Source organism: Cedecea sp. NFIX57, assembly GCF_900177785.1.
GTDB lineage: Bacteria > Pseudomonadota > Gammaproteobacteria > Enterobacterales > Enterobacteriaceae > Cedecea > Cedecea neteri_C.
Genome location: NZ_FXAS01000009.1, coordinates 75,143 through 101,452, shown reverse-complemented (window position 1 = coordinate 101,452; position 26,310 = coordinate 75,143). Strand labels below are relative to the sequence as shown.

Sequence of the window (26,310 nt, the reverse complement as noted above, 5' to 3'; positions counted from 1 at the left end):
TTACGCAGAAGGCAATGCACCAGGCAGCCTTAACTGCTGTAAATTCCCGTCGAGTTGTAAATCCGTTTCAAGCCTTGCCACCTGGCGGCTGATAAACGCACTTTCTCTGTGCTGCTCCAGCTTCTTACGCCATTTTTCCGGGACTTCATCCAGCCGCTGATACAGCGTTTCCAGGTCAGAAAACTGGTTAATGAGCTGCGTGGCGCTTTTGGGGCCAATACCGGGCACACCAGGAATTTTGCTGCTGCTGATGCCTGCCAGCCCCCAGAAGTCCCCCAGTTGTTCCGGCTGAACGCCATATTCCTGAGCAATGAAAGGCGCATCCAGCCAACGTTTTTGGAAGTAGTCGCGAATTTGCAGCGTTGGGGCCAGCAGCTGGCAATAGCCTTTGTCGGTGGACACAATGGTTGCCCAATGGCCGCTGGAAGCGACTTTCACCGCCAGCGTGGCCGCAAGATCGTCCGCTTCGCTGCCTTTTGAATGCCAGCACTGGACGCCACGGCGGGTAAACGCCTCCCGCAGGGCGGGCATTTCGGCATGCAGATCGTCTGGCATCGGCGAACGACCTGCTTTGTAGTCGGGCAGAACCTGATGCCGCCAGCCTTCGCGGCGTTCTTCGTCATCAAACACCGCCACCGCATGCGTGGGCTGGCTGTGGCCGATAAGCTGGTCTAGCGCATGCAGACATGTATCGACACAGGGCGAACCCTGCACCGCATGTATACGGCGAATCAGGTTCAGGGCATCGACGATAAGTAAATGAATAGCCATAAGAAATTAACTCGTCACTCTGATGGGCCTACCCTAACACTTCCCGGCATGATGAGCTATTCTCATCGCAGTATTCAGGAATGCCTCTCGCAAAACCTTATGGGGACCGGGTGGAAAGCCATTGCGTAGTTGTTAGCGGGCTATGTATATTTCTAACGCATAAAAAAATAGAGAACATCAATATGAGTAATACTAAACACCTCGCGCAACGCATTCAAAACCTGCAACCCTCGGCCATCCGCGAACTTCTTAAGCACAGCAAAATGCCCGGCGTGATTTCGCTGGCTGGCGGTATTCCTTCCAGCGAGCTGTTTGATAAGCAAGGGCTGGAGCTGGCGACCCGTAAAGTGCTGGAAGAGAACTTCAACGATGCTTTTCAGTATGGCCTGACCGAAGGCAATTCTGAGCTGCGCGACCAGCTCGTTGAGCTGTGCAAGGCTCGCGGGATTACTACACGCAGCGACCAGTTGCTGATTACCTCAGGTTCTCAGCAGGCGTTGGATTTGCTGATTCGCGCGCTGGCAGACGAAGGCGACGTTTTCGTCGTTGAGCGCCCAACCTACCTTGCCACGTTGCAAATCCTCAGTTTGACCGCCGCGAAGGTTGAGTCCGTAGGTGGGGACGAGCACGGCATGATTGTCGATGAGCTCGAAGCGCTGCTGAAAACCACGCGGGTGAAAGGCGTTTATCTCGTGCCAACCTTTGGTAACCCAAGCGGCACAACCCTGAGCGCTGAGCGTCGTGAAAAGCTGGTGAAACTGGCTGCCGAACATGATTTTGTGATTATTGAAGACGATCCGTACGGGGCGATTAGCTTTACCGATCGCCGCGAGAAGACCCTGATTCAGGTCGCCAAAGAGTTAGGGTATGAAGACCACGTGGTCTATACCTCAACATTCTCGAAAATTCTGGCCCCGGGGCTGCGTGTTGGCTGGATCATTCTGCCGGAGTGGATGAAGCAAAAGGTCGCGATCATTAAGCAGGCGACTGATTTACACGCTAACTCGTTTACGCAGGCGCTGGCGGCGGCTTACCTGAAACTGGGGCGTCTTGATCAGCAGATTGAGCTGATTCGTGAGGCTTATAAGCAGAAGTGTCTGACGTTGTCGCGCCTGCTGGAAGACGAACTTGGCGAGCACATTACTTTTAACCAGCCACAGGGTGGGATGTTCCTTTGGGCCTCTTTCCGCTATGACTTCGATACTACGGCGTGGCTACAAAAAACGCTGGAGAAAGGTGTGGTATATGTGCCGGGTGAATTCTTCTTTAGCGATCATGCAGATAAACGAACCCTGCGCTTCTCCTATGCGACGGCAACCGATGAACAACTGGTTGAAGCTGTGAAGCGTTTGAAAGCGGCGCTCTAAGAAAAAGGCTCCCAACCGGGAGCCTTAATTTTTAGTCACAGGCGACAATTTTCAGCGCCAGGCCACCGCGAGAGGTTTCGCGGTATTTGGCGTTCATGTCCTTGCCCGTTTCATACATCGTCTCGATAACCTTATCCAGGCAGACGCGAGGCTCGCTGGTGCGGCGCATCGCCATACGCGCAGCGTTAACTGCTTTTACGGCGGCAATGGCGTTACGCTCAATGCACGGAACCTGAACCTGGCCCGCAACCGGGTCACACGTCAGCCCCAGGTTGTGTTCCATGCCGATTTCCGCGGCGATACACACTTGAGTCGGGCTACCGCCCAGCAGCTCGGCAAGTCCGGCGGCTGCCATTGAACAGGCTACGCCCACTTCCCCCTGGCAGCCTACTTCGGCACCAGAGATAGACGCGTTCATTTTATACAGAGAACCGATAGCACCGGCGGCCAGGAAATAGCGGGCGCAGGAGTTAGCGTTCACCTGACGAATGAATTTGTCGTAGTACGCCAACACAGCTGGAACAATACCGCAGGCACCGTTCGTTGGGGCGGTGACCACGCGGCCACCGGCAGCGTTTTCTTCGTTCACCGCCAGCGCGAACATATTGATCCAGTCCACAACTGCCATCGGGTCAGAGTTATTTTTATCGGTGGTCACCAGCATACGACGCAGGGCTGCAGCACGACGCGGAACGCGCATTTTGCCCGGCAGCACGCCTTCCGTAGTGATACCGCGTTCAATCCCGCTGCTCATCACTTCCCAGACCGCTGCAAAGTGGGCGTCGATCTCTTCCTGGCTGTGCAGGGCGCGTTCGTTCTGCATCATCAGGCCGGAAAGCGATAAGCCCGTTTCACGGCAGTGTTTTTGCAGGTCTGCAGCATTCTTATACGGATACGGCACGCTGACCGGATTTTCACTCTCTACGCCAAAATGCGCTTCATCAACGATAAAGCCGCCGCCGATGGAGTAGTACGTTTGGGAGTACAGGACTTTGTCGCCCGCCAGCGCGGTAATACGCATGCCATTCTCGTGAAGCGCCAGGTTGTCGGCATGGAAGTTCATGCAGCAGTCCACCGGGAATTCAACTTCATGTTGGCCGTTGGCCAGCATCAGGCGCCCGTGGGTATTCACATCCTGGATGAAGTGCGGAATAGCGTCGATATCGACGGTGTCCGGCAGGTTACCCGCCAGGCCCATAATAATCGCGATATCGGTATGGTGACCTTTACCGGTCAGGGATAGTGAACCGTAAACGTCCACGACAACGCGGGTAACGTCGCGCAAGATCCCTTGCTCAATCAGGTCATCGGAAAATTGTTTACCGGCTTTCATCGGGCCGACGGTATGTGAGCTGGAGGGGCCAATACCGATTTTGAAAATGTCGAATACGCTAATCATAAGATTTCCCTGCGTAAGTGACTTGAGAAGAGAGAGCCGCCCGAGCGGGCGGCTTTATAAGGCTTAGCTGAACAGCGAGTAGAAGATAGCGGAGATAGCAATCAGGCCCATAATCACAACGAAGATGTTGCTGATATGGCCGCTGTATTTACGCATCGCCGGTACTTTCTGAATCGCATACATCGGCATCAGGAACAGAATCATCGCAATAACCGGGCCGCCCAGGGTTTCAATCATCCCGAGGATGCTTGGGTTCAGGGTCGCGACAATCCAGGTTGTGACGAGCATAAAGATCGCGGTGATGCGGTTCAGCTTGTTCAGTTCAATGGTTTTGCCTTTGCTGCGCAGAGACTTAATGACCATGCCGTTAAAGCCTTCACGCGCGCCCAGGTAGTGGCCGAGGAAGGATTTAGTGATGGCAATCATTGCAATGATTGGTGCCATCCAGGCGATAACCGGTGCATTAAAGTGGTTAGCCAGGTAAGACAGGATAGAGATGTTCTGCGCTTTTGCCGCGGCCAGGTCTGCCGGGGTCAGGCTCAGCACACAGCTGAACACGAAGAACATAACGGTCAACACCATCATGACGTGGGCACGTGCCAGAATGCTGGAGCATTTTTTCTCAGCGCCTGCGCCGTACTCTTCGCGTTTAGCCACGGCGAAGGAGGAGATGATCGGCGAGTGGTTGAACGAGAAGACCATCACCGGAATCGCCAGCCACAGGGTCATCCACAGGCCGCTGCCGGTTGCCGGGGTTGCGCTGAAGGACAGGGTTTCAAACGCTGCACCGCTCCAGTTTGGAATCAGGTACAGAGCCAGAATCATCAGTGCTGCAACAAACGGGAATACCAGGATGCTCATCGCTTTGACGATCATCTGCTCGCCAAAGCGCACGATGGTCATCATGCCGATGATCAGGATCAGGGAAAGAATCGCGCGCGGCGGCGCGGTCATGCCCAACTGGTGGGTGATGAAGCTGTCCACGGTGTTGGTGATCGCCACGCTGTAAACCAGCAGGATCGGGTAGATAGCAAAGAAGTACAGCAGGGTGATGAGCTTACCTGCGCCGATACCAAAGTGCTCTTCTACAACTTCGGTAATGTCTTCACCTGGGTTTTTACCCGACAAAACAAAGCGCGTCAGGCCACGGTGGGCAAAGAAAGTCATCGGGAAAGCCAGAATCGCCATGATGAACAGCGGAATCAGGCCACCAACGCCGGCGTTGATTGGCAGGAACAGGACGCCTGCACCGATAGCCGTGCCATAAAGGCCCAGCATCCACATGGTGTCGGTCTTGCGCCATGCGCCTTTTTTCTCAGCAGAGACAATACTGCCGGTTTGAGTGGTTTCCATTTACATCTCCAAAGGAATGTTTCGTGCAATGTTTAAAAATTCGCAGTTAACGCAATGTGTGTGGCGTAACTGCTGAAACTAAATTCTGGCCGGGGGCGTTTTTGTAGTAGTTGTGGCCCGTAACTATCGGCGGGCGGAAAGATACATTTATGTCATCTATGTATCAGTGATCGCGATCCCAAATGCGATAATCTACGTTTGTTAAGCGACAAATCCGCATAACAGTCTGTTCATAGACATCAATATGACATTTATGGTCGCGAAGCCTAACACTTGTGGATGATGCAATAAATTAAACCTGACCAAATAACTCGGTTTTTGCCAAAGAAAGTGCCTAAAACAGCATTTTTCAACGAGTATTTGCTTCAGGTCGCAATGTTTGTGCTTTTAAGTGTGAGCGCAATCGATTAAATGGCTTCGGGGAGCGTAAAAAGAAGGGCGACTGATGGGTCGCCCTGGAAGGTTAGCGTACGATTTCGTAGCAGGGGATGTAGGCGCTGCCGGGCAGCTTCATGCGGTGTTGGGCGACAAAGCCCTGCAGCAGAACGTCCATGCGTTTCATCATGTCCGGATCTCCGTGCAGTTTGTACGGGCCGTATTTTTCGATGGCATGAATGCCGGGTTCCTTCACGTTGCCGGCAACAATGCCTGAGAAGGCGCGGCGCAGTGATGCCGCCAGTTTTTCTGCAGGCTGGTCAGGGTAGAGTTGCAGGTTAGCCATGTTTTCGTGGGTCGGCTCAAACGGCATCTGCAGATCCGGCGAGATGCGAATAGACCAGTTGAAGCCGTAGGCATCGCCGGTCTCACGGCGGTTCTCTTTCACCTGCGGCATGGCTTTTTTCATCAGGCGGGCGACTTCAGTTGCGTCGTCGATGATGATTTTATAATGCCGGCGCGCTTTCTCGCCCAGGGTACTAACGATAAATTCATCCAGCACGCGGAAGTAATCAGCGCTTTCTTTCGGCCCGGTCAGGATCAGCGGCAGAACCTGATCGTGGTTATGCGGGTTCATCAGAATACCTAACAGGTAGAGTAACTCTTCTGCGGTTCCGACCCCGCCAGGGAAGATAATAATACCGTGGGCAATACGCACGAACGCCTCAAGCCGCTTTTCAATATCTGGCATGATGATCAGTTCATTGACCAGTGGGTTAGGCGGCTCGGCGGCGATAATAGAAGGTTCCGTCAGGCCGATAAAACGCCCTTCTTTATAGCGCTGCTGAGCGTGGCCGACGGCGGCACCTTTCATCGGCGCTTCCATCGCACCTGGCCCACAGCCGGTACAGATGTTCAGCTCGCGCAGGCCAAGCTGAGTGCCCACGCGGCGGGCATAAAGGTATTCATTTTCGTTAATGGAGTGGCCGCCCCAGCACACCACCAGGTTAGGTGCTTCACCCACGTGCAGCGCACGGGCATTTCGTAAAATAGAAAACACCATGTTTGTGATGTGAATAGAGTTTTCTTTGTTCAAATGTTGAAAACGGCCTGCGTTGTCAATTTGGCCGTTAACAAACAGAATATCGCGCAGGACGGCAAACAGGTTAGCCTGCAACGCGCGGATGATTCTGCCGTCAACAAAGGCGTCTTCCGGGGGATTAATCAGTTCGAGTTTTACGCCACGTTCACGGCGTAACACATTGATGTCAAAGTTCTGGTAGCGGGAAAGCAGCTCTTTGCTGCTGTCGGTTTGACTGCCGGAATTAAGGACCGCCAGTGAGCAGTTGCGAAACAGTTGATAAAGGTCGCTGCTGGCGGTGCGTTTAAGCATATCGACTTCCAGCTGCGACAACATATCCATTGAGCCAAGCGGGCTAATATGTGTAATCAAGTGAACTCCTTACGGAACGAAAAGTGCCGTTCTCACAGATTACAATAGCCCTGGCTTGTTCACTTTAACAACCCGTAAACCACATTCACTTTTGGCGCTGGGAGCTATTTCGCACTTATTGGCGGGTCAGGCGGCCAAAAGCAGGATGGAAACCGGTATTGGTACGCCACGGGTTAATGTCCAGCCCGCCCCGGCGCGTGTAACGTGCATAAACGCTGAGGGATTGCGGTTGGCAGAAGCGTTGCAGGTCATTAAAGATGCGCTCCACGCACTGTTCATGAAACTCGTTGTGATGGCGGAAGGAGACCAGATAGCGCAGCAGTTTTTCGCGATCGATTTTCGGGCCGCGATAGCGAATCTGTACGGAGCCCCAGTCTGGCTGGTGGGTGATCAGGCAGTTGGACTTCAGCAGGTGGCTAACCAGCGTTTCTTCCACGATCTCTTCACCCGCGGCCTCTTGCAGGTAATCTGCGTTAAAGTCGTAGCTGTCGATGGTGATGTCCTGCTCGTCGATGCATTCTCCGCTGAAAGCTGCAATTTCCTGACCTTCCAGCTCATGCAGGCGGAACAGCACCACGCTGACGTCACCTTCGGCGCAGGCACTTAGGTCGCGCTTCAGCGTTGCCTGGACGGTTTCCCAGTCGGCGAAGCGAGTCTGGTTAAAGCTGTTCAGGTAGAGCTTAAAGCTTTTGGACTCCACAAGATTGACGCTGTTGGCGTCTAATTGCACATGGCCCACGGCGACCTGAGGCAGGCCTTTACTGTTCAGCCATGAGAGTTCGTATAGCGTCCAGATGTCGCCGCCGCTAAATGGCAGGCTGTCGGCGTGGAGGCCAAGCGGGTCGCGATTCAGGCTACGTGGTACGGCCTGCAGTAACGAAGGCTGGTATTGATCCTGATAAGCCGTGGGCTTACCCAGCGTCAGGCCACTAAGTGCCTGGTGATTTTCGTAGGACATGTTTCACCGAGATAAAGGTACAATTGGCTTTTATTGTACCCCAGCCTACGCGAGTGAGAAATTAATGAACGAAGTCGCCTTTGCCCTTAAAGAGTTTACCCGCCGTTTTTGCGACCAGTGGCAGGAGGAAACAGGAGGCTGGCCTGCCAGTGAAGCGCTATACGGCATTCCGTCGCCGTGTATTGTAACGACCACCGGGGGAGACGTGCGCTGGCAGCCCCAACCGTTTACCCCAGAAGCGGATTTAAGCGCCGTAGAGCGAGCATTGGATATTTCCCTCCAACCTGCCGTTGAAGCGTTTTACACCACGCAGTTTGCCGGAGATATGCCTGCCGTACATGGGAATACTGCGCTGACGCTGCTGCAGGCCTGGAGTGAAGATGACTTTGTTCGCGTGCAGGAGAACCTGATTGGCCACCTGGTGACACAGAAGCGTTTGAAGTTATCCCCGACGCTGTTTTTAGCCACCACTGAAGATGAAATGGAAGTCGTTTCACTATGCAACTTGACAGGTGAAGTGGTGATTGAAAGAATCGGCACCCCGCAGCGCACCGTGCTTTCCAGCTCCCTTTCTGACTTTCTTAATGCCTTAACACCCCAGGTGATTTAGCTTTTTTGCCCAAGGTCTTGTGAGAGATCTCTTACAAGCCGTGTGAGAGATCGCTACATTTGATGGCAGATGAAAGCGACTCTCATTTATCGATGCCTTTATAAAACAATAAGTTATTTTTGTTTTAGGAAAGTTCCGAATGAAAGTTTTTGCCCGCGGCACCGCTGCATCCCTTGTCACATGCGGGCAAATAGGGGATTCTATATACATCGACAGGATGTCGACGTAATGAAGGAGATATCAGGATGATGTCGCTTCTTACAAAAGGAACCCGCCGGGATGGCGAACAAGGAAGGCTTCACAGATGAAGCACGGATAACTCAGGCAGAGTTAAAGGACACCTCCAGGACGGAGAATGAGAGCCGTAACAGGAGTACGGTGGGTCAGGAAGACTCAAGGATTTAGCGTCAGGATGATGTTGGACACCCATCAGGATGATGGCAGCAGGAAGCCCTGGCGATGGATTGCTGGTCAGGAGACCAGAGGACAAAGTTGTCATGGATGAGCAGGGAGCATAAAAAGTAGCTGGATTAGCTGCGAAACGAACCGGGAGCACTGTGTAAACAGTGCTCCCTTTTTTATGCCTTTTTCACGGGCAGTGAAGAAGTGGTATTCTGTACCGCTCTTTTCCACTGACGTATGAGGTTTTCATGGAGCGCCAGACGCTGGTTCGCCATCATTTACTCACCATTGAGCAGATCCTGCGCGATCATTCCCTCTGGCAGGGCCTGCCTCCCGATCCCACAGCATTTGAGAGCACTCAGCCTTTCTGCATGGATACGCTGCAGCCCCACGAATGGCTGCAATGGGTACTGATCCCTCGTATGCACGCGTTACTGGACAGCCAGCATCCTCTGCCTGAAGCCTTTGCTATCGCCCCTTATTATGAGATGGCGCTGGATGCGACGCATGCCGTGCGTGAACCTCTCCTTGCCGTGCTGCTTGAGCTGGATGCATTGTTTGACGCGGAACAGGGTTAATGCTGGAGATTATTTACCAGGATGAATGGCTGGTTGCCGTGAACAAACCGTCCGGCTGGCTGGTTCACCGTAGCTGGCTGGACAGGCACGAAAAAGTCGTGGTGATGCAAACCGTTCGCGACCAGATTGGCCAGCACGTGTTTACCGTTCATCGCCTCGACAGGCCAACTTCCGGCGTGCTGTTGATGGGGTTGTCCAGCGAAGTCGGCCGTCTGCTGTCGCAGCAGTTCGAGCAGCATCAAATGCAGAAACGTTATCATGCCGTTGTGCGCGGCTGGCTGCAGGACGAAGCCGTGCTGGATTATCCTCTGGTTGAAGAGCTGGATAAAATCGCCGATAAATTTAGCGACCAGGACAAAGGGCCACAGCCCGCAGTGACGCATTATCGCGGGCTGGCAACGGTCGAAATGCCGGTGGCGGTGGGGCGCTATCCAAGCGCGCGTTACAGTCTGGTGGAACTTGAGCCAAAGACGGGCCGAAAACATCAGCTCCGGCGGCATTTGGCGCATCTTCGGCATCCCATCATTGGCGATTCCAAACACGGCGATTTGCGCCAGAATCGCGGTGCGGCGGAGCATTTCGGCTGTCAGCGCCTGATGCTGCATGCCAGCCAGCTTTCTTTAAATCATCCTGTCACCGGGGAACCGCTGACGCTAAAAGCGGGGCTGGATGAAACCTGGATGCAAATGCTGACACAATTTGGCTGGCGTGGTCTGTTGCCGGATGTTGAAAATAGTGAGTGTGATCCGGCGAGCTGCCAGGATAAGCCTTGTCTCTAATTCTTAAGGAGTTACCGATGGCCGAAGTGGGTATTTTTGTAGGTACAATGTACGGCAATGCGTTGTTAGTGGCGGAAGAAGCCGAAACCATTCTGAAAAAACACGGCCATCAGGCAAAGGTGTTTGAAGATCCTGACCTGACCGAGTGGCAATACTACCGCAACCATTATGCGCTGGTGGTCACGTCCACGACCGGGCAGGGCGATCTGCCGGACAGCATTGTCCCGCTGTTTCAGGCTATCAAAGATCAACTGGGTTACCAGCCTGAACTGCATTACGGCTTGATTGCGCTGGGCGACAGTAATTACGACCACTTCTGCGGTGGCGGCAAGCAGTTTGATGCGTTATTGCAGGAGCAGGGCGCAACCCGCATCGCCGACGTTTTAACGATTGACGCTAACGACCATCCGGAGCCTGAAGTGGTTTCTGGCCCATGGGTTGAACAGTGGTCGACTTTACTGAAGTAAGTGAAAACTGGGTGGGTAAGCGGCGCATACCCACCCAGAAAAGGTCTTAATTAAGCGGCTGTTCGTGCTCGCGGCGGTAGGCGCCGGGAGAGGTATTGAACCGTTTTCCAAATGTGCGGGTAAAAGATTGCTGCGAATCAAAACCGTAGCGCACTGAGATATCGAGGATTTTGTCCTCGGTATTTTTCAGATCTTCTGCCGCTAACTGCAATTTACGTTCACGAATGTAGGCCCCGAGGCTCTTCCCCGCCCAGTCTGAGAACATCCGCTGCAGGTACCACTTCGAGTAGCCGGACTGCCTGGCGACTTCTTCAATACGCAGCGGGCGCTGCATATTGCCATCGACCCACTCAAGCAGAGATTCCATAAAATCTTTAGGCATGGACATATCACCTCCTTCTACATCTTGCTCGTTCGATAATTGATAATGCTATTCCCACCAGGCATCGAAGGCCTGACGCGGTTGACTGACTTCCAGTATTTGCCCCATTTCCGGCGTGAGAAGCTGATAGCCGCGGCCTATGCTGGCGGTTGCTATGCGGCGGAAAGGCTCGTCCCAGCTGTGATTCGCCAATGCAAACCGGCCTGCGTGCCCCGGCACCATGGTTTTCGCCCCCAGCTCTTCCGTCGCCCGAGCGGCTTCTTCCGGCATCATGTGGATGTATTTCCAGCCTTCGTCGTACTGGCCGTTTTCCATGATGGCGAGATCGATATCGCTAAACTGTTCGCCGATTTGTTTGAAATGCGGGCCGTAGCCAGTGTCGCCGCTGTAATAAACTTTTCGCTGCGGCGTGACGAACATAAAGCTTGCCCACAGCGTTTTGTTGCCGGTTAACCCGCGGCCAGAGAAGTGGCGTGCCGGCAGGGCATGGATCGTTAACTCGTTATCAATAGCGACTTTTTCCTGCCAGTCCAGCTCGTGGATAAGCGCGGGATCGAAGCCCCAGGCTTCAAAATGTGCGCCAACGCCAAGCGGGGTGACTACCTGCTTAATCTTTGGCTTAAGCGCCCGCAGCGTGGGATAGTCCAGGTGATCCCAGTGATCGTGAGAGATGATCAACGTGTCGATGTCCGGCATATCCTCCGCCCGCCACGGATAATCGCCCGCAAACGCTTTGTTCAGGAAGGCGAACGGGGCGGCATAGTGGCTGAACACCGGATCGATCAGAATGCGCTTGCCGCCGAGCTGAATAAACCAGGAGGAATGGCCCAGCCACACCACGAGATCCTGCTGTTTATCAAGCTTCGCCAGATCGGTTTTGATCAGCGGCAGAGGGCGGTCGGGTTTGACCGTATCTGGTCGGGCGAAAAAGAAATCCCATAGCGCTGCAATGCGACCGCGTTTGTCGGTCATCATTGGCGTGTCCTGCTGATTGTGGAACTTGCCGTCGCGGTACTGGGGAGATTGCTGGATGCGCTCAAGACGGCTGCCCTGCGGCAGTTTGCCAAATTCAGTCATCGGGAACAGCGCAGCGCTAGTGGCAGTAAGGCCTAATAACATAATCACGACCATGAATTTTAGGGTTAACGAACGCTTGCCAGAATGCGCGGCAGCCATAAAGGATTCTCTTAGAAACTGTGCGGGTTATATTGCTATTGAGTGAGTAAACACTCATTATAGGCAGGCAAGGTCAACCGTCAACAAAATTTACGGTATGATAAAGAACATGACATTCAGCGATCGCGGCGATCCCGATAACTGAAACCCTACCCACTCAGATAACTGGCTTGTGAGGAACCGTGGCTCGTCCAAAAAGTGAAGATAAACGATTAGCATTACTCGATGCGGCAACCGACGCGATAGCGGAGCTGGGATTAGGGGCGGCGACCTCTTTGATTGCCAGAAAGGCGGGGGTAGCCGAAGGGACGTTGTTCCGTTATTTCCCCACCAAAGACGAGTTGCTGAACGCCGTTTATCTTCATCATAAGCAAGATCTTGGTAACGAGCTGATGAAAACCTACGACCGCCATGCGCCCAGCAAAGAACGTTCCAGAACGGTATGGGGAAATTACATTGACTGGGGGCTGGTGAACGTTAATGCCCGCAAGGCGATGCGCCAGCTGGCGGTTTCCGGCAAGATCACGCCTGAAACGATGGAGCAGGTTTACCAGGCATACCCGGACCTGCGCGATTTGTCGAAAGAGTGCGTCACTAACGAGGTGCTTACCGGCATTGAATCGGCATTTGCGGACGCCATTTTCTTTGGTCTGGCTGAAACCACGATGGAATTTGCCGGGCGTGACCCTTCACGCAGGGATGAATACAAATCTGCCGGGTTTGACGTGATGTGGCGCGGTATGACCAAAGGCTAACATTTTTGTAAAAGCGAAGAGGGGGGCGGGATCCCTCTTCGTACCTGGTTTAAGCTCAAATCTGATACTTCTTCGCTTCCCGCGCAACGTTATCCATCTCGTCCAGCAGTTCCAGAATTTCAGGCTCCATCTCCTCCGGCGCTACGCCGTGACGCAGCTCGTGCTCCAGCGTCTGGCAGAGTTTTTTCATCCGCGGGACACCGCTATAGCTGCAGCTCCCGTGCAGTTTATGCACGATATCGATCAACCCTTCGGGATTATCACCCACCAGCTGTTCTTCGAGAACATTTCTCACTTCCGGCAGAAACTCCAGCAGCATGTCAAGCATCTCCCGGGCGAGATCGGCTTTGTTGGCGGCCTGGCGCAGCGCCAGGTTCCAGTCCAGCGTTTTATTGATGTTAATCGCCGGTGGCGCGGGCTCTTCCTGCTGAACGGGAAGCTGGCCGATGTTGCCCGGATGGTAACGCATCAGCAGGCGATGCAGCTTTTCCTCTTCAATCGGCTTGGCGAGATAGTCGTTCATCCCGGCGCTCATGAGTTTCTCTTTTTGCCCCGCCAGCGCATGGGCGGTAACGGCAATCACCGGGGTTTGCTGGTGATGCGGCAACTGGCGAATCAGCTCGCAGGCGCGGATGCCGTCCATTTCCGGCATCTGAATGTCCATCAGGATAATGTCGATGTTCATTTGCCGGGCCCGCTCCAGCGCCTGAGCGCCGCTTTCACACAGTACAACTTGCTGAACTCTGTCTTCCAGTAACGCGCCGATCAGCTTCAGGTTGGCCGGATTATCGTCCACCGCCATGACGGCCATCGGCAGCTTATCGCTATGCTCAACGAACGGCAGGGCCAGATTAGCTTTGGGGCAGCTTTCAAGCAGCATCGGGAACAGGCGTGTAGAGGTGATCGGTTTTAACAGGCAGCCCGCCACACCCTGGCGTTTCAGCTCTTCTGCGCCGACCTGAGTATGGCAGGGCAAGGCCAGAATCAGGCAATCAGCCATGGTCACCGCTTTGGCGAGTTTGGGGTTTGCCAGCGTGAGCGTTTCTGTAAAGGTGACGGGAATGCCACACAGTAAAATATCATAGTGCTCATCAGGCAGCGCGGTGAGCGACGGACTGTGCACGACATCCAGCGGTGTGTTTTGCAGCAAATTCAGGGTGCTCTGTGCAGCGCTCGCGTTTGGCTCGACGTAACCCAGGCGTTTGCCTGCCAGCTTGTCCAGCACCTGTCTGTCGTTCACGGCGTTCGGGTTCAGGTCCAGGCTGATGTGGAACCAGAACGTCGAACCGCGATTCGGCTTACTGTGGAAAGAGATATCCCCGCCCATTTCATTCACCAGCTTTTGGGTGATCACCAGCCCCAATCCGGTGCCGCCGTGGCGGCGGGAAATGCTGGCATCCGCCTGGCGGAAGGCCTGGAAGAGACGAGATTGTTCCTGTTCAGGAATGCCGATGCCGGTGTCGTGGATCTGCATTTCAATCTGAACTTTGTTGTTTCCTTCCGCCCGTTTTTCCACCAGCAGGTCAATGTTGCCGGTTTCGGTGAATTTAATCGCATTGCCCACCAGATTTGTGATGACCTGTTGCAGGCGCAGAGGGTCGCCAATCACGTTATCCGGTACGTCATTTTTAATGTTGAGCGTTAGCTCAAGGCCTTTGTCGTGGGCGGAATGTGCCAGCAGAGTTACCACTTCATCCAGGGTGTTGCGCAGCGGGAAGGGAATGGATTCCAGCAGCAGCTTGCCTGCTTCGAGCTTGGAGAAGTCCAGCACGTCATTAATGATGGTGAGTAAGTTATTGGCCGAGCGTTCAATCGTGTAGAGATGGTCGCGCTGAGTTGGTGTCAAATCGGTTTTTAAGGCCAGGCGAGTGAAGCCAATGACGCCGTTGAGCGGGGTGCGCAACTCGTGAGACATATTTGCCAGAAACTCAGATTTTATACGGGCGGCTTCCTGGGCGCGCTTCTTGGCAAGATCGAGCTCCACGTTCTGAATTTCCATCTGCTCAAGGGTTTCACGCAGATCGGATGTGGCCTGGTCGACGTTGTGCTGCATCTCTTCGTGATAGGCCGTCAGAGACATTGCCATCGAGTTGATGCCGTTTTTCAGCATATCCAGCTCGCCCAACATAAACCCTTCCACGCGGCTGTCGAGCTGCCCGCGGCGAATGCGGTCCACGGTATTCACCATATTGCGGATCGGCCCGGTCACGTCGCGCATCAGGCGATAGGCAAACAACATCGCAATGCCGATACAGAACAGCATCATCAAGGTGGAGATGAAGATCTCGCGGTACTGTTGCAGGCGAACGGATTTGAGATCCAGCTCCATGGCAACGTAGCCGAGGGTGCTGTTACTCTGTTTGACGTTAGCTTCAGCGGACTCATCCGGTGAATATCTTTCGGAAATAATCGGCATTCGCAGGATCATGATGTCGCCCGCGCGGGTGACGGTGAGATCTTTTGGTGGCTTTTCCCCGTCAGGCAGCCTCAGACGAGTGGCGTTATGCTGAAAATTAGAGGTGACGAACAGCTTGTTGCTGTCATCGTAAATCGAAATGCCCCGCACGATATCCGAATGGCGGCGGTGCAGCACGCTGACCAACTGGCGAATCGACTCCCGGCTGTGGAAGTTCATGCCGTACTCGCTGGAGACCGCCAGCGGCTCAATAATACTGGCGCCGGCATCTTCCAACTGGCGCTGTAAGTCATTGTAACGATGGACAACGAAAAAGATGCTGAGCAGCAAACCGACCAACAGCGTCGGGGCCAGAATCAGGATCATCATACGTGCGCGCAGGCTGTAGTTGGTCATGGGGTTCCGATATGGGACAATAAAAGCAACAGTGACATTTGAGAACACATCTACTTACATCATGGCGCAATTCTACTCTGCAAAGCGACGCGATACGAATCGTGAATTACTTACCGTGACCGTAACCGACCTCGATCCATTCGGTCAGGGCGTCGCGCGCCACAAAGGCAAGGCGCTCTTTATTCGCGGCGCGCTGCCCGGCGAACAGGTTGAGGTTCGCATTACCGAAGATAAGCGTAGCTACGCTCAGGCTGAGGTAAAGCGCCGTTTAAACGACAGCCCGGAAAGGGTGAAGCCACGTTGCCCGCATTTTGGGATTTGCGGCGGCTGTCAGCAGCAGCACGCGAGCGTGGCGCTGCAGCAGGAAGCAAAATCTAAGGCCCTGGGGCGCATGATGGGCGAGCGCGAACAGCCTCGTCAGGTGGATGAAATTATTTCTGCCGGGTCATGGGGATACCGCCGTCGTGCACGGCTGGGGTTGAATTATCAGCCCCGCACGCAAACCTTACAGATGGGTTTTCGCAAGGCGAGCGATAAAGCGCTGGTGGATATTCATCATTGCCCCGTGCTGGCGCCCCGGCTTGAAGCATTACTGGAACCTTTACGCCAGTGCTTGTCTGAATTAAGTATCGTGAACCGGTTAGGGCACGTGGAGCTGGTCCTGGCCGACGGTGGGCCGCTGATGGTGCTGCGCCATTTGGCTCCGCTCAGCAAGGATGACCGACAAAAACTGGAACAGTTTTCGCATTCCAATGAAGTGGCGTTATTCCTTGCCCCGGACAGCGACAGCCTGGAATCCCTGGCCGACGAAGAGCCCTGGTATCATTCAGACGGGCTACGCTTAACCTTTAGCCCACGAGATTTCATCCAGGTTAACGACGCGGTGAATCAGCAAATGGTGGCGCGGGCGATCGAGTGGTTGGAGGTGCAGCCTGAGGATCGGGTGCTAGATTTGTTCTGCGGAATGGGGAATTTTACCCTGCCATTGGCAAAACGAGCCGCCGCGGTCGTGGGGGTCGAAGGCGTTGCTGCGCTGGTGGAGAAAGGCGAATATAATGCACAACGTAATGCGCTGAAAAACGTGACATTCTTCCATGAAAACCTGGAAGACGATGTGACGCGTCAGCCCTGGGCGCAACAAGGATTTACGAAAATATTGCTCGACCCGGCGCGTGCCGGTGCGGCGGGCGTTATGCAGCACGTCATCAATCTTGCGCCGAGCCGCGTGGTGTACGTTTCCTGCAACCCCACCACGCTTGCGCGTGACAGTGAAACGTTGCTGGCCGCCGGGTACCACATTAAACGACTGGCCATGCTCGATATGTTCCCCCACACCGGGCATCTGGAGTCTATGGCGCTCTTTGAGCGTAATTAAAAGGGTTAATCAGGCGTATTGGCCTGAGCGTTAGCCTGACAGGAGAGGATAATGGTTGCGGTAAGAAGTGCACATCTCAACAAAGCTGGCGAATTTGCGCCCGAAAAATGGATTGCAAGCCTCGGGATTTCCAACCAGCAGTCGTGTGAACGCTTAGCCGAAACCTGGGCGTATTGTGAACGCCAGACCAAAGGTCATCCTGACGCTGAATTATTGCTGTGGCGCGGCGTGGAGATGGTCGAAATCCTCTCGATGCTGAGCATGGACAACGATACGCTTCGCGCAGCACTGCTGTTCCCGCTGGCGGATGCCGGCGTGGTCAGCGAAGAAGTGATGCTGGAAAGCGTCGGCAAACAGGTGGTGACGCTGATTCACGGCGTGCGCGACATGGACGCGATTCGCCACCTGAAAGCGACCCATAACGACTCTGTTTCCTCCGACCAGGTGGATAACGTTCGCCGTATGTTGCTGGCGATGGTGGATGACTTCCGCTGCGTGGTCATTAAGCTTGCGGAACGTATCGCCCATCTGCGTGAAGTGAAAGACGCGCCGGAAGATGAACGCGTGCTGGCGGCCAAAGAATGTACCAACATTTACGCCCCGCTGGCGAACCGCCTCGGTATTGGCCAGCTCAAATGGGAGCTGGAAGATTACTGTTTCCGCTACCTGCACCCTGAGGAATACAAGCGTATCGCGAAGCTGCTGCACGAGCGCCGGATCGATCGCGAGCAGTACATCGATGATTTTGTCGGCACATTACGTTCTTCAATGAAAGAAGAGGGCGTAAAGGCTGAAGTCTATGGCCGACCAAAACACATCTACAGCATCTGGCGCAAAATGCAGAAAAAACATTTGGCGTTTGATGAGCTGTTTGACGTGCGCGCGGTACGTATTGTTGCCGAGCGGCTGCAGGATTGCTACGCGGCGCTGGGGATAGTACATACTCACTTTCGCCATTTGCCGGATGAGTTTGACGACTATGTCGCAAACCCTAAACCGAATGGCTACCAGTCTATTCATACCGTGGTGCTTGGCCCGAACGGCAAAACCATAGAGATTCAGATCCGCACCAAGCAGATGCATGAAGAGTCTGAGCTCGGCGTGGCCGCGCACTGGAAGTACAAAGAAGGCAATGCGCGCAGCGGCAGTTCCGGGCATGAAGACCGCATTGCCTGGCTGCGCAAGCTTATCGCCTGGCAGGAAGAAATGTCCGACTCCGGCGAAATGCTCGACGAAGTCCGCAGTCAGGTCTTTGACGACCGCGTATACGTGTTTACGCCGAAAGGGGACGTGGTTGACCTGCCTGCTGGCTCGACGCCGCTGGACTTTGCCTACCATATTCACAGCGATGTCGGGCACCGCTGCATCGGAGCAAAAATCGGCGGGCGCATCGTGCCGTTTACTTATCAGCTGCAAATGGGGGACCAGATCGAGGTCATCACCCAGAAGCAGCCGAACCCGAGCCGTGACTGGTTAAACCCTAACCTGGGATACATCACGACCAGCCGCGGGCGTGCGAAAATCCATAACTGGTTCCGTAAGCAGGACCGGGACAAGAACATTCTTGCCGGACGCCAGATTCTGGACGACGAGATTGAACATCTGGGCATCAGTCTGAAAGAGGCAGAGAAAACGCTGCTGCCTCGCTACAACTTCAACGAAATTGAAGAACTGCTGGCGGCCATCGGGGGTGGCGACATCCGCCTCAACCAGATGAGCAATTATCTGCAGGCGCAGTTTAATAAACCAAGTGCCGAGGAGCAGGATGCCGCCGCGCTGCGTCAGCTGACGCAAAAAAGCTATTCGCCGCCGCAGTCGCGCAGTAAAGACAATGGCCGGGTAGTCGTTGAGGGTGTAGGGAATCTGATGCACCATATCGCCCGCTGTTGCCAGCCGATTCCGGGGGATGAAATCGTCGGCTTTATTACCCAGGGGCGCGGGATCTCGATTCACCGTGCCGATTGTGACCAGCTGGCCGAGCTGCAGTCCCACGCGCCGGAACGTATCGTCGATGCGGTTTGGGGGGAAAGCTACTCCAGCGGTTATTCGCTGGTGGTGCGCGTCACGGCGAACGACCGCAGCGGCCTGCTTCGCGACATCACCACGATTCTGGCTAACGAAAAGGTCAACGTGCTTGGCGTGGCCAGCCGCAGCGATACAAAGCAGCAACTGGCCACCATCGACATGACTATCGAGATCTACAACCTGCAGGTGCTTGGCCGCGTGCTGGGCAAACTCAACCAGGTGCCGGACATTATTGATGCCCGCAGGCTGCACGGTTAATTTATTGCCCCTCAGCCCTGAGAACCATTCTACTCGATCCAGCCCCTCTCCCTTTCAGGGGGAGGGTTAGGGTAAAAAAACAAGGAATAACAATGACTCAAATTGACCGCCTGCTTGGGATCATGCAACGCCTGCGTGACCCTGAAAACGGCTGCCCGTGGGATCGTGAACAAACCTTTGCCACCATCGCCCCTTACACGCTCGAAGAAACCTATGAGGTGCTTGACGCCATTAACCGCGAAGATTTTGATGACCTGCGCGGCGAGCTGGGTGACCTGCTGTTCCAGGTTGTGTTTTACGCGCAGATGGGACAGGAGGAAGGGCGCTTTAATTTTGAAGATATTTGCCAGAGTATCAGTGACAAGCTTGAGCGTCGCCACCCGCATATCTTCGCTGACGGCGATGCCGCGACCAGTGGAGAAGTGCTGGCGAGATGGGAGCAAATCAAAATTGAAGAGCGTGCGCAGAAGGCTCAGCACTCGGCGCTGGACGATATCCCAGAGGCGCTCCCTGCGCTGATGCGAGCGCAAAAAATCCAGAAGCGCTGCTCAAACGTCGGCTTCGACTGGAAGACGCTTGGTCCGGTGCTGGATAAAGTGCACGAAGAGATCGACGAAGTGATGTTTGAAGCCCAGCAGGCCGTGGTGGATGAAGCCAAACTGGAAGAAGAGGTGGGCGATTTATTGTTCGCTACCGTCAATCTGGCTCGCCATTTGGGCACCAAAGCGGAGATAGCGTTACAAAAAGCTAACCGAAAATTCGAGGCTCGTTTCCGAAAAGTGGAGGCGATTGTCGCCGCTCAAGGGTTGACCATGGAACAGGCGGGGCTGGAAATTATGGAAAAAGCCTGGCAAGAAGTGAAACGCCAGGAAACTGATATCTAAAGCATTTTTGCTATCAGTTGCACTTTTTAGAACTTTTTATTTAACAAGCGATTGATTTGCGTCAAAAACATTTATCGCGGAAGGGCTATTTTCTTAGCCTGACTGTGGGGCCGGATTGATTTCCGGGGAACAGAATGAATGTTTGTGGCGCCCATGCTGTTCGGGTATACTACTTTCCCGTCCTGGTTATTCCATCGTCTTTAAACCTAACTTCTCAGGTTCAGCATGACAACGAACTATATTTTTGTGACCGGCGGGGTCGTTTCCTCTCTGGGTAAAGGCATTGCCGCAGCCTCCCTCGCAGCTATTCTTGAAGCCCGTGGCCTCAACGTATCCATCATGAAACTCGATCCGTACATCAACGTCGATCCGGGTACCATGAGCCCTATTCAACATGGGGAAGTGTTCGTTACCGAAGACGGCGCTGAAACCGACCTGGATTTGGGTCACTACGAGCGTTTCATCCGTAACAAGATGAGCCGCCGTAACAACTTCACCACCGGCCGTATCTACTCTGACGTTCTGCGTAAAGAGCGCCGTGGTGACTATCTTGGCGCGACCGTGCAGGTTATCCCGCACATCACCAATGCCATTAAAGAACGTATTCTGGAAGGCGGCGAAGGCCACGACGTGGTGCTGGTTGAAATCGGCGGCACCGTCGGGGACATCGAATCCCTGCCGTTCCTTGAAGCGATTCGCCAGATGGCGGTAGAAGTGGGCCGCGAGCACACGCTCTACATGCATCTGACGCTGGTGCCCTACATGGCCGCAGCCGGTGAAGTGAAAACCAAGCCGACTCAGCACTCCGTAAAAGAACTGCTCTCCATTGGTATCCAGCCAGACGTGCTGATCTGCCGTTCTGACCGCGTTGTTCCGGCCAACGAACGTGCGAAGATTGCATTGTTCTGTAACGTTCCAGAGAAAGCGGTAATCTCTCTGAAAGACGTCGATTCTATCTATAAAATTCCAGGCCTGTTGAAATCCCAGGGGCTGGACGATTATATTTGTAAACGATTCAGCTTGAACGCGCCGGAAGCCAATCTGGCAGAATGGGAACAGGTTATCTACGAAGAAGCCAACCCAACGGGCGAAATCACCATCGGTATGGTCGGCAAGTACATTGAGCTGCCGGATGCCTATAAGTCGGTGATTGAAGCGCTGAAACACGGTGGGTTGAAAAACCGTCTGACCGTGAACATCAAGCTGATTGATTCACAGGATGTTGAAACCCGTGGCGTTGAGTTGCTGAAAGGTCTGGATGCGATTCTGATCCCAGGCGGCTTTGGCTACCGTGGCGTTGAAGGCAAGATTGCCACCGCGCGCTATGCCCGTGAAAACAACATCCCGTACCTCGGCATTTGCCTGGGGATGCAGGTTGCGCTTATCGAGTTTGCCCGTAATGTGGCGGGCATGGATAACGCCAACTCCACTGAATTTGTGCCAGACTGTAAGTACCCTGTGGTGGCATTGATCACCGAGTGGCGCGATGAAGAAGGCAATGTTGAAGTGCGCAGCGAGAAGAGCGATCTGGGCGGCACCATGCGTCTCGGCGGCCAGCAGTGTCAACTGACCGACGGTAGCCTGGTTCGTCAGATGTACGGTGAGCCAACCATCGTTGAACGCCATCGCCATCGCTACGAAGTCAACAACATGCTGCTGAAACCGATTGAAGCAGCTGGTTTACGTGTTGCAGGTCGTTCCGGTGATGACCAACTGGTAGAAATCATTGAGGTGCCAAACCATCCATGGTTTGTTGCCTGCCAGTTCCACCCGGAATTCACTTCGACTCCGCGTGACGGGCACCCACTGTTTGCAGGCTTCGTGAAAGCCGCCGGTGAGTACCAGAAACGCCAGGCGAAGTAAGCAGAGTTAGAACGGCAACGCGCGACATTATCGCGCGTTGTTTGTCTGGAGTTTTAGTTTAACGTTGTGACTTGAGGAAAACCTACTATGTCCAAAATTGTGAAAGTGATCGGTCGTGAAATCATCGACTCCCGCGGTAACCCGACTGTTGAAGCCGAAGTTCACCTGGAAGGCGGTTTCGTTGGTCTGGCGGCTGCACCATCAGGTGCTTCTACCGGTTCCCGTGAAGCTCTGGAACTGCGCGATGGCGACAAATCTCGTTTCATGGGTAAAGGCGTACTGAAAGCTGTTGCTGCGGTTAACGGCCCGATCGCTGAAGCTGTGCTTGGCAAAGATGCTAAAGACCAGGCTAACATCGATAAGATCATGATCGATCTGGATGGCACCGAGAACAAATCCAAGTTTGGCGCAAACGCCATTCTGGCTGTTTCTCTGGCTGCTGCTAAAGCTGCTGCTGCCTCTAAAGGCCTGCCGCTTTACGCTCACATCGCTGAACTGAACGGCACCCCAGGCAAATACTCTATGCCTCTGCCAATGATGAACATCATCAACGGCGGCGAGCACGCTGATAACAACGTTGATATTCAGGAATTCATGATTCAGCCTGTTGGCGCGAAAACCCTGAAAGAAGCGGTACGTATCGGTTCTGAAGTGTTCCACAACCTGGCAAAAGTGCTGAAATCCAAAGGCATGAACACGGCTGTAGGTGACGAAGGTGGCTACGCGCCTAACCTGGGTTCCAACGCAGAAGCGCTGGCTGTTATCGCTGAAGCGGTTAAAGCAGCAGGCTACGAGCTGGGCAAAGATGTTACCCTGGCAATGGACTGTGCAGCGTCTGAGTTCTACAAAGACGGCAAATACGTTCTGGCTGGCGAAGGCAACAAAGCGTTCACCTCTGAAGAGTTCACTCACTTCCTGGAAAACCTGACCAAAGATTACCCAATCGTTTCTATCGAAGACGGTCTGGACGAATCTGACTGGGCTGGTTTCGCATACCAGACCAAAGTGCTGGGCGACAAAATCCAGCTGGTTGGTGACGATCTGTTCGTAACCAACACCAAGATCCTGAAAGAAGGTATCGAGAAAGGCATCGTTAACTCCATCCTGATCAAATTCAACCAGATCGGTTCCCTGACCGAAACTCTGGCTGCGATCAAAATGGCGAAAGACGCTGGCTACACTGCGGTTATCTCTCACCGTTCTGGCGAAACCGAAGATGCGACCATCGCTGACCTGGCTGTGGGCACCGCGGCTGGCCAGATCAAAACGGGTTCTATGAGCCGTTCTGACCGTGTTGCTAAGTACAACCAGCTGATTCGTATCGAAGAAGCACTGGCTGCACAGGGCACCCCAGCGCCGTTCAACGGTCTGAAAGAAGTTAAAGGCCAGTAAGTTCTTACTGCTGCTTTAGACGTTGAAAAACCCGCTTCGGCGGGTTTTTTTTCGCCTTTTCATTAAATCCCCTCACATAGAATGCTTAATTAAAATTAATAGGTTGCACTCACCTTTTTTCAGGGTCAGGCTGGTCTGAATATTCACGACAGGTCAGGAGACCGCTTATGAAAGCAGCAGTAGTGAGTCACACCCATTCAGTCGATATCATTGATAAACCTGTGCGTTCACTGGAGCATGGTGAAGCATTGTTAACGATGGAATGCTGCGGCGTTTGCCACACGGATTTGCACGTTAAGAACGGCGATTTTGGCGATGTCACCGGCACCACGCTGGGGCATGAAGGCATCGGTATCGTGAAGGCAATCGGCCCTGGCGTCAGCTCATTGAAAGTGGGGGACAGGGCGAGCGTGGCCTGGTTTTTCCGCGGATGTGGCCACTGTGAATACTGTAATTCTGGTAATGAAACCCTGTGCCGCAGCGTGACCAACGCGGGCTTTACCGTGGATGGCGGTATGGCGGAAGAGTGCATCGTGGTGGCTGATTATGCGGTAAAAGTGCCGGATGGACTGGCCTCTGCCGAAGCCAGCAGTATTACCTGTGCCGGGGTAACAACCTACAAAGCGGTGAAAGTTTCCCATATCAAGCCGGGCCAGTGGATTGCTGTCTATGGTTTAGGGGGGCTCGGGAACCTCGCGCTGCAGTACGCCAAAAATGTTTTTAATGCCAAAGTGATTGCGGTTGATGTCAATGATGCTCAGCTTGAGTTCGCGAAAGAGAGCGGGGCTGACCTGGTGATCAACTCCCGCAATGACGACGCGGCGAAAATTATTCAGGAAAAAACCGGCGGTGCTCACGCAGCTGTGGTGACCGCGGTAGCGAAAGCGGCCTTCAACTCTGCCGTTGACGCTGTGCGTGCCGGGGCTCGTATCGTGGCTGTTGGCCTGCCACCGGAATCTATGAGCCTGAATATTCCGCGCCTGGTGCTGGACGGTATTGAGGTTGTAGGCTCTCTGGTCGGTACGCGTCAGGATCTGGCAGAGGCATTCCAGTTTGCAGCGGAAGGAAAAGTGATGCCGAAGGTAACGCTGCGCCCGCTGGAGGACATCAATACCATTTTCCATGAAATGGAGAGCGGCAAGATCAAAGGCCGCATGGTGATTGATTTTAAAATGAAAAAATAATGAAGCAGGCCGGGAAGCTCCCGGCCTGCTATTAGACATTTGGTTTCCTTCCAGTATCTGCTGCGCCACGCAGCCGCTTTCGCATGATCTCAGTCGCCAGTTCTGCGATAATTACTTTTTGTGACTATGACTGAGATGATTATGCAGTACCCGATTAACGAGATGTTCCAGACCCTGCAAGGGGAGGGCTATTTTACCGGCGTGCCCGCCATTTTTATCCGCCTGCAGGGTTGCCCGGTAGGCTGCGCCTGGTGCGATACCAAACATACCTGGGATAAGCTCGCGGATCGTGAAGTGTCGCTGTTCAGCATCCTGGCAAAAACCAAAGAAAGCGATAAATGGGGCGCGGCGAGCGCTGAAGATCTGCTGGCCGTCATTGGCCGCCAGGGCTACACCGCGCGGCATGTGGTGATCACCGGCGGTGAACCTTGCATTCATGACCTAACTCCGCTGACGGATTTGCTGGAGAAGAATGGGTTTAGCTGCCAGATAGAAACCAGCGGCACGCATGAAGTTCGCTGCACGGCAAACACCTGGGTGACGGTTTCCCCGAAGGTAAATATGCGCGGCGGCTACGACATTCTCTCCCAGGCGCTGGATCGCGCGGATGAAATTAAGCACCCGGTGGGGCGTATGCGTGACGTTGAAGCGCTGGACGAACTGCTGGCTACGCTGACGGATGAGAAAAACCGTATTATCGCGTTGCAGCCGATCAGCCAAAAAGAGGACGCGACGCGCCTGTGCATTGAAACCTGCATCGCGCGCAACTGGCGTCTGTCGATGCAGACGCACAAGTATTTGAACATTGCCTGACGCGCCACGCCGGGTGCTGTTAACACACCCGGCGTAAACCGTGAGTTAAGCGTTGGGCTCGCTTTTAATCGAGTCCGTGTTATCTAACTCACCGTGCTTTAGCCCGGGGCGCAAGCTTACTCTACCGCGCAGCAGGTACCGGCGATCCCCGCGCCAGCGACGATAATATCGAAATCTGTAGTGGCCATCCCGCGCACCTTTTAGTTGCGGCCTAATAGCTTACCAACGCGGGACAAAAAGTCGCTTGATGAGGGGCGCAGAGAGAAAAAGTCCGGTGTGATTTCCGGACTTTTTTGGGTTATTCGCCGCGGTAGATGCAGCCTGCGGTGCAGGTTTCTTTGATCATCACTGCGCTCAGCAGCGGTACGACAGGCTTCATCTGATCCCAAATCCATTTCGCCAGCACTTCGCTGGTGGGGTTTTCAAGCCCTGGGATATCGTTCAGATAATAGTGATCGAGGCGATCGTAGGTCGGCTTAAATGCCGCTTTCAGTTCGGAGAAGTCCATGATCCAGCCGGTATACGGATCTACCTCGCCGGTAATTTCCAGGCGCACCATAAAGGAGTGGCCATGCAGGCGGCCGCATTTGTGGCCTTCCGGGACGTGCGGCAGGCGGTGGGCGGCTTCGAAGGTAAAATCTTTAAACAGGGTGGTGGACATCATTCGACTCTCTGGAATTCAAAAAACCGCCGCATGATAGCGGAATGGACTATTTTTCGCATTAACTAAACGGCGCATTGCCCGGCGGCACGGTGTAAGCAACGGTGAATGTGCTGAAATCTTATATTCATCAGATAGTTAGTTAATCACTTTTAACACTATGATTTACCTGAAAAAACGATTAGTCGTTTTAGTTATTTATTATTTCCATCCCTTCT

The 26,310-nt window shown here is 53.9% G+C and carries 22 protein-coding genes; 13 read left to right on the top strand and 9 right to left on the bottom strand.

The window, feature by feature from the left end; genetic code table 11:
• On the bottom strand, positions 1–771 hold the full coding sequence (xni, locus tag B9Y90_RS09795; protein ID WP_085541107.1) for a flap endonuclease Xni: 771 nt from the start codon (positions 769–771) through the stop codon (positions 1–3).
• A 182-nt stretch (positions 772–953) separates the two neighbouring features.
• Between xni and B9Y90_RS09790 the strand changes: the two genes are divergently transcribed.
• Complete coding sequence (locus tag B9Y90_RS09790) at positions 954–2,138, top strand: aminotransferase-like domain-containing protein (RefSeq protein WP_039287253.1); 1,185 nt, start codon at positions 954–956, stop codon at positions 2,136–2,138.
• A 31-nt stretch (positions 2,139–2,169) separates the two neighbouring features.
• On the opposite strand, the gene B9Y90_RS09785 is transcribed toward B9Y90_RS09790, so the two are convergent.
• The 4 genes from B9Y90_RS09785 to queF all read right to left on the bottom strand — a co-directional run bounded on the left by B9Y90_RS09785 (position 2,170) and on the right by queF (position 7,676).
• The gene (locus tag B9Y90_RS09785; protein ID WP_039287250.1) at positions 2,170–3,537 is read right to left on the bottom strand and encodes an L-serine ammonia-lyase; all 1,368 of its coding nucleotides are present in this window, start codon (positions 3,535–3,537) and stop codon (positions 2,170–2,172) included.
• Between the two features lie 63 nt (positions 3,538–3,600).
• Positions 3,601–4,890: an HAAAP family serine/threonine permease gene (locus tag B9Y90_RS09780; RefSeq protein ID WP_039287247.1), complete on the bottom strand. Its 1,290-nt coding sequence runs from the start codon at positions 4,888–4,890 to the stop codon at positions 3,601–3,603.
• Between the two features lie 463 nt (positions 4,891–5,353).
• Complete coding sequence (gene ppnN / locus B9Y90_RS09775) at positions 5,354–6,718, bottom strand: nucleotide 5'-monophosphate nucleosidase PpnN (RefSeq protein ID WP_085541106.1); 1,365 nt, start codon at positions 6,716–6,718, stop codon at positions 5,354–5,356.
• 115 nt (positions 6,719–6,833) lie between these two features.
• Positions 6,834–7,676: an NADPH-dependent 7-cyano-7-deazaguanine reductase QueF gene (gene queF, locus B9Y90_RS09770; RefSeq protein ID WP_085541105.1), complete on the bottom strand. Its 843-nt coding sequence runs from the start codon at positions 7,674–7,676 to the stop codon at positions 6,834–6,836.
• A 64-nt stretch (positions 7,677–7,740) separates the two neighbouring features.
• On the opposite strand from queF, the gene syd reads away from it, so the two are divergent.
• The 4 genes from syd to B9Y90_RS09750 all read left to right on the top strand — a co-directional run bounded on the left by syd (position 7,741) and on the right by B9Y90_RS09750 (position 10,512).
• Complete coding sequence (gene syd, locus B9Y90_RS09765; protein WP_085541104.1) at positions 7,741–8,286, top strand: SecY-interacting protein; 546 nt, start codon at positions 7,741–7,743, stop codon at positions 8,284–8,286.
• 650 nt (positions 8,287–8,936) lie between these two features.
• Positions 8,937–9,266, top strand: coding sequence for a YqcC family protein (locus tag B9Y90_RS09760; RefSeq protein WP_039287235.1), 330 nt, complete (start codon positions 8,937–8,939; stop codon positions 9,264–9,266).
• The gene (truC, locus tag B9Y90_RS09755) at positions 9,266–10,045 is read left to right on the top strand and encodes a tRNA pseudouridine(65) synthase TruC (protein ID WP_039287232.1); all 780 of its coding nucleotides are present in this window, start codon (positions 9,266–9,268) and stop codon (positions 10,043–10,045) included. The genes B9Y90_RS09760 and truC overlap by 1 nt, the downstream gene beginning before the upstream one ends.
• Positions 10,046–10,062: 17 nt before the next feature.
• On the top strand, positions 10,063–10,512 hold the full coding sequence (locus tag B9Y90_RS09750) for a flavodoxin (protein ID WP_039287229.1): 450 nt from the start codon (positions 10,063–10,065) through the stop codon (positions 10,510–10,512).
• 46 nt (positions 10,513–10,558) lie between these two features.
• On the opposite strand, the gene B9Y90_RS09745 is transcribed toward B9Y90_RS09750, so the two are convergent.
• Both B9Y90_RS09745 and B9Y90_RS09740 read right to left on the bottom strand, forming a co-directional pair.
• On the bottom strand, positions 10,559–10,900 hold the full coding sequence (locus B9Y90_RS09745) for a helix-turn-helix domain-containing protein (protein ID WP_039287227.1): 342 nt from the start codon (positions 10,898–10,900) through the stop codon (positions 10,559–10,561).
• Between the two features lie 42 nt (positions 10,901–10,942).
• Entirely contained in the window at positions 10,943–12,070 is a 1,128-nt protein-coding gene (locus B9Y90_RS09740) for an MBL fold metallo-hydrolase (protein WP_085541103.1), read from the bottom strand.
• Between the two features lie 182 nt (positions 12,071–12,252).
• Here B9Y90_RS09740 and B9Y90_RS09735 point away from each other — a divergent pair, with 182 nt between their 5' ends.
• Complete coding sequence (locus B9Y90_RS09735) at positions 12,253–12,825, top strand: TetR/AcrR family transcriptional regulator (RefSeq protein WP_039287224.1); 573 nt, start codon at positions 12,253–12,255, stop codon at positions 12,823–12,825.
• A gap of 55 nt (positions 12,826–12,880) precedes the next feature.
• On the opposite strand, the gene barA is transcribed toward B9Y90_RS09735, so the two are convergent.
• Positions 12,881–15,637, bottom strand: a complete 2,757-nt coding sequence (barA, locus tag B9Y90_RS09730) for a two-component sensor histidine kinase BarA (RefSeq protein WP_085541102.1) — start codon at positions 15,635–15,637, stop codon at positions 12,881–12,883.
• Between the two features lie 61 nt (positions 15,638–15,698).
• On the opposite strand from barA, the gene rlmD reads away from it, so the two are divergent.
• The 7 genes from rlmD to queE all read left to right on the top strand — a co-directional run bounded on the left by rlmD (position 15,699) and on the right by queE (position 25,431).
• The gene (gene rlmD, locus B9Y90_RS09725; protein ID WP_085541101.1) at positions 15,699–17,012 is read left to right on the top strand and encodes a 23S rRNA (uracil(1939)-C(5))-methyltransferase RlmD; all 1,314 of its coding nucleotides are present in this window, start codon (positions 15,699–15,701) and stop codon (positions 17,010–17,012) included.
• Between the two features lie 51 nt (positions 17,013–17,063).
• Entirely contained in the window at positions 17,064–19,295 is a 2,232-nt protein-coding gene (relA, locus tag B9Y90_RS09720; protein ID WP_008458386.1) for a GTP diphosphokinase, read from the top strand.
• 92 nt (positions 19,296–19,387) lie between these two features.
• Positions 19,388–20,179, top strand: coding sequence for a nucleoside triphosphate pyrophosphohydrolase (mazG, locus tag B9Y90_RS09715; RefSeq protein ID WP_085541100.1), 792 nt, complete (start codon positions 19,388–19,390; stop codon positions 20,177–20,179).
• Between the two features lie 225 nt (positions 20,180–20,404).
• Complete coding sequence (pyrG, locus tag B9Y90_RS09710) at positions 20,405–22,042, top strand: glutamine hydrolyzing CTP synthase (RefSeq protein ID WP_008458383.1); 1,638 nt, start codon at positions 20,405–20,407, stop codon at positions 22,040–22,042.
• An 87-nt stretch (positions 22,043–22,129) separates the two neighbouring features.
• A complete protein-coding gene (gene eno / locus B9Y90_RS09705) occupies positions 22,130–23,434 on the top strand; it encodes a phosphopyruvate hydratase (protein ID WP_016538007.1) in 1,305 nt (434 codons plus the stop codon).
• 167 nt (positions 23,435–23,601) lie between these two features.
• A complete protein-coding gene (adhP, locus tag B9Y90_RS09700) occupies positions 23,602–24,618 on the top strand; it encodes an alcohol dehydrogenase AdhP (RefSeq protein ID WP_085541099.1) in 1,017 nt (338 codons plus the stop codon).
• Positions 24,619–24,759: 141 nt separating this feature from the next.
• Positions 24,760–25,431, top strand: coding sequence for a 7-carboxy-7-deazaguanine synthase QueE (gene queE, locus B9Y90_RS09695; RefSeq protein ID WP_085541098.1), 672 nt, complete (start codon positions 24,760–24,762; stop codon positions 25,429–25,431).
• 298 nt (positions 25,432–25,729) lie between these two features.
• Here the strand turns inward: queE and queD are convergent, their stop codons facing one another.
• A complete protein-coding gene (gene queD / locus B9Y90_RS09690; protein ID WP_176227858.1) occupies positions 25,730–26,095 on the bottom strand; it encodes a 6-carboxytetrahydropterin synthase QueD in 366 nt (121 codons plus the stop codon).
• Positions 26,096–26,310 lie beyond the last annotated feature (215 nt).

Bases quoted from the DNA above. Each gene is read 5' to 3' on its own strand.
- xni (WP_085541107.1), bottom strand. From the start codon at position 771: ATGGCTATTCATTTACTTATCGTCGATGCCCTGAACCTGATTCGCCGT.
- B9Y90_RS09790 (WP_039287253.1), top strand. From the start codon at position 954: ATGAGTAATACTAAACACCTCGCGCAACGCATTCAAAACCTGCAACCC.
- B9Y90_RS09785 (WP_039287250.1), bottom strand. From the start codon at position 3,537: ATGATTAGCGTATTCGACATTTTCAAAATCGGTATTGGCCCCTCCAGC.
- B9Y90_RS09780 (WP_039287247.1), bottom strand. From the start codon at position 4,890: ATGGAAACCACTCAAACCGGCAGTATTGTCTCTGCTGAGAAAAAAGGC.
- queF (WP_085541105.1), bottom strand. From the start codon at position 7,676: ATGTCCTACGAAAATCACCAGGCACTTAGTGGCCTGACGCTGGGTAAG.
- syd (WP_085541104.1), top strand. From the start codon at position 7,741: ATGAACGAAGTCGCCTTTGCCCTTAAAGAGTTTACCCGCCGTTTTTGC.
- B9Y90_RS09760 (WP_039287235.1), top strand. From the start codon at position 8,937: ATGGAGCGCCAGACGCTGGTTCGCCATCATTTACTCACCATTGAGCAG.
- truC (WP_039287232.1), top strand. From the start codon at position 9,266: ATGCTGGAGATTATTTACCAGGATGAATGGCTGGTTGCCGTGAACAAA.
- B9Y90_RS09750 (WP_039287229.1), top strand. From the start codon at position 10,063: ATGGCCGAAGTGGGTATTTTTGTAGGTACAATGTACGGCAATGCGTTG.
- B9Y90_RS09745 (WP_039287227.1), bottom strand. From the start codon at position 10,900: ATGTCCATGCCTAAAGATTTTATGGAATCTCTGCTTGAGTGGGTCGAT.
- B9Y90_RS09740 (WP_085541103.1), bottom strand. From the start codon at position 12,070: ATGGCTGCCGCGCATTCTGGCAAGCGTTCGTTAACCCTAAAATTCATG.
- barA (WP_085541102.1), bottom strand. From the start codon at position 15,637: ATGACCAACTACAGCCTGCGCGCACGTATGATGATCCTGATTCTGGCC.
- rlmD (WP_085541101.1), top strand. From the start codon at position 15,699: ATGGCGCAATTCTACTCTGCAAAGCGACGCGATACGAATCGTGAATTA.
- relA (WP_008458386.1), top strand. From the start codon at position 17,064: ATGGTTGCGGTAAGAAGTGCACATCTCAACAAAGCTGGCGAATTTGCG.
- mazG (WP_085541100.1), top strand. From the start codon at position 19,388: ATGACTCAAATTGACCGCCTGCTTGGGATCATGCAACGCCTGCGTGAC.
- pyrG (WP_008458383.1), top strand. From the start codon at position 20,405: ATGACAACGAACTATATTTTTGTGACCGGCGGGGTCGTTTCCTCTCTG.
- eno (WP_016538007.1), top strand. From the start codon at position 22,130: ATGTCCAAAATTGTGAAAGTGATCGGTCGTGAAATCATCGACTCCCGC.
- adhP (WP_085541099.1), top strand. From the start codon at position 23,602: ATGAAAGCAGCAGTAGTGAGTCACACCCATTCAGTCGATATCATTGAT.
- queE (WP_085541098.1), top strand. From the start codon at position 24,760: ATGCAGTACCCGATTAACGAGATGTTCCAGACCCTGCAAGGGGAGGGC.
- queD (WP_176227858.1), bottom strand. From the start codon at position 26,095: ATGATGTCCACCACCCTGTTTAAAGATTTTACCTTCGAAGCCGCCCAC.